Raw genomic sequence first — 1,769 nt, 5'->3', positions numbered from 1 at the left:
AGAACCCCGATTCTCCCTGCGCGGCAGGCACCTGTTCTCTTACGACGATCTACAAGACCCCAACATCAACGCCCAACTGGCGGATGTAGGTCTGATGTCAGGGGGAAGCCGCGGAATTGGCTTGGCGATCGCCATTCAGGCCGCGCGGGAGGGCGCGAACGTCGCCCTGATCGCAAAGACCGACCTGCCGGACCCCCGTCTCCCGGGCACGATCCACTCCGCGGCCGAGGCGATTGAGGCAGCCGGCGCGCAGGTGCTGCCCATCGTCGGTGACATCCGGGACTGGGACACCGTCGATCGGGCTGTCGCACAGACCGTCGGCCGGTTCGGTTCACTCGATATCGTGGTGAACAACGCATCGGCGATCGATCTGCACGGCATCGGCCAGCTCACCCCGAAGCGCAGGGCCCCGGCAAGTTTGCTGATGTGCAGGTGGTCGGTGCTGCCTGGGGTTTCTGGTGGGGCTGTGTAGCGAGAGGCTGTCGTGCAGCCGGGGGCTTCGTGGGCGCGGGCACGACACCTGGAGATCATGGAGGTTCCTACGCCATCATGATCGACCCGAGGTGCCATGCCCGCCGCACCAGTATCACCGCCTGCCCCTGCTCTCGATCAGCTGGCTGCCGCCGTCACCGGCGGCCACCACCGGCCGCCGTCGGCGTCGAGCCTGCGGCCCGCTCCCGGACCCGCGGAAACCCCGAGGCAGGCGACACAGCCTGGCCGTCGTGCTGACCCTGGCGACCTGTGCGGTGCTCGCCGGCGCGCGGTCGTTCACTGCGATCGGCGAATGGTCCGCCGACGTTGGTCAGACGGTCGCTGACCTGCTCGGCATCGTCCGGGTGCCCGACGAGTCGACGTTTCGCCGGGTGTTCGCCGCGCTGGACGCCGACGCGCTGGACACGGCGCTGGGAGCGTGGGCCGCCGCCGCGACCACCCCGCCGGCCGGGACGCGGCGGCGGGTCGAGGTCGACGGCAAGACCCTGCGCGGTTCCGGCACGGGCGATGTCCCGGGTCGGCACCTGCTCGCCGCACTCGACCACGTCACCGGCGTCGTGCTCGGCCAGGTCGCGGTGGACGCGACGTCGAACGAGATCCCGGCGCTGCCCGTCCTGCTCGCCGACCTCGACCTGACCGACGTGGTCATCACCGCGGATGCGCTGCACACCCAGAAGGAGACCGCGCGCTGGCTGGTCAGCCACGGGGCGCACTACGTGCTCACGGTCAAGGCCAACCAGCCCACGCTGTGTTCCCAGCTCGCGGCCCTGCCCTGGCGCCGGGTGAAGACCACCGCGCGCACCGTCGAGCGCGGCCACGGCCGCCTCGAGCGGCCCACCGTGAAGGCCAGCGAGGTCCGCGCCGGGCTGCGCTTCCCGCACGCCGTGCAGGCGGTCCAGGTCACCCGCCGCCGCCAGCCGCTCGCCGGCGGGCCGGCCGAGACCGAGGTCGTCTACCTGGTCACCAGCCTGCCGACACATCAGGCCAGCCCGACCCTGCTCGCCGTGTTCGCCCGCGACCGCTGGTTGGTGGAGAACCGGCTGCACTGTTGAGTCGGGCCGGGGCGCGGTGCCGGAATTGCTCCCGGTCCGTTTCCCCAGGCCGCTCTCCGAGTCGGGTAGGCCGCCGGCGAGGTGCCCTGGTTGGGTCCTTTTCCGTCGGCCCCCGCCGAACCCGCCGGGCGGCGTTAACCGCAACGGGCTCTCCAGTGGTTATGCCGTGGGTTGCGTGGTAGGTCGTCCGGCGTGGATGGCTTCGTGGCATGGCCGGCAGGTGAC

The 1,769-nt window shown here is 71.1% G+C and carries 2 protein-coding genes; both read left to right on the top strand.

Annotated elements, in window-relative coordinates:
• On the top strand, positions 1-472 hold a 472-nt coding region (locus tag BCD48_RS56780), incomplete at its 5' end, for an SDR family NAD(P)-dependent oxidoreductase (RefSeq protein ID WP_198543335.1).
• Positions 473-722: 250 nt separating this feature from the next.
• On the top strand, positions 723-1,544 hold the full coding sequence (locus BCD48_RS21570) for an ISAs1 family transposase (RefSeq protein ID WP_241841905.1): 822 nt from the start codon (positions 723-725) through the stop codon (positions 1,542-1,544).
• Positions 1,545-1,769: the final 225 nt, after the last annotated feature.

Origin of the sequence: Pseudofrankia coriaricola, from assembly GCF_001854805.1 — a bacterium.
In the GTDB taxonomy this organism is placed as follows: Bacteria; Actinomycetota; Actinomycetes; order Frankiales; family Frankiaceae; genus Pseudofrankia.
The sequence above is the reverse complement of the archived record's forward strand: the minus strand, read 5'-3'. Positions and strand labels throughout refer to the sequence as shown.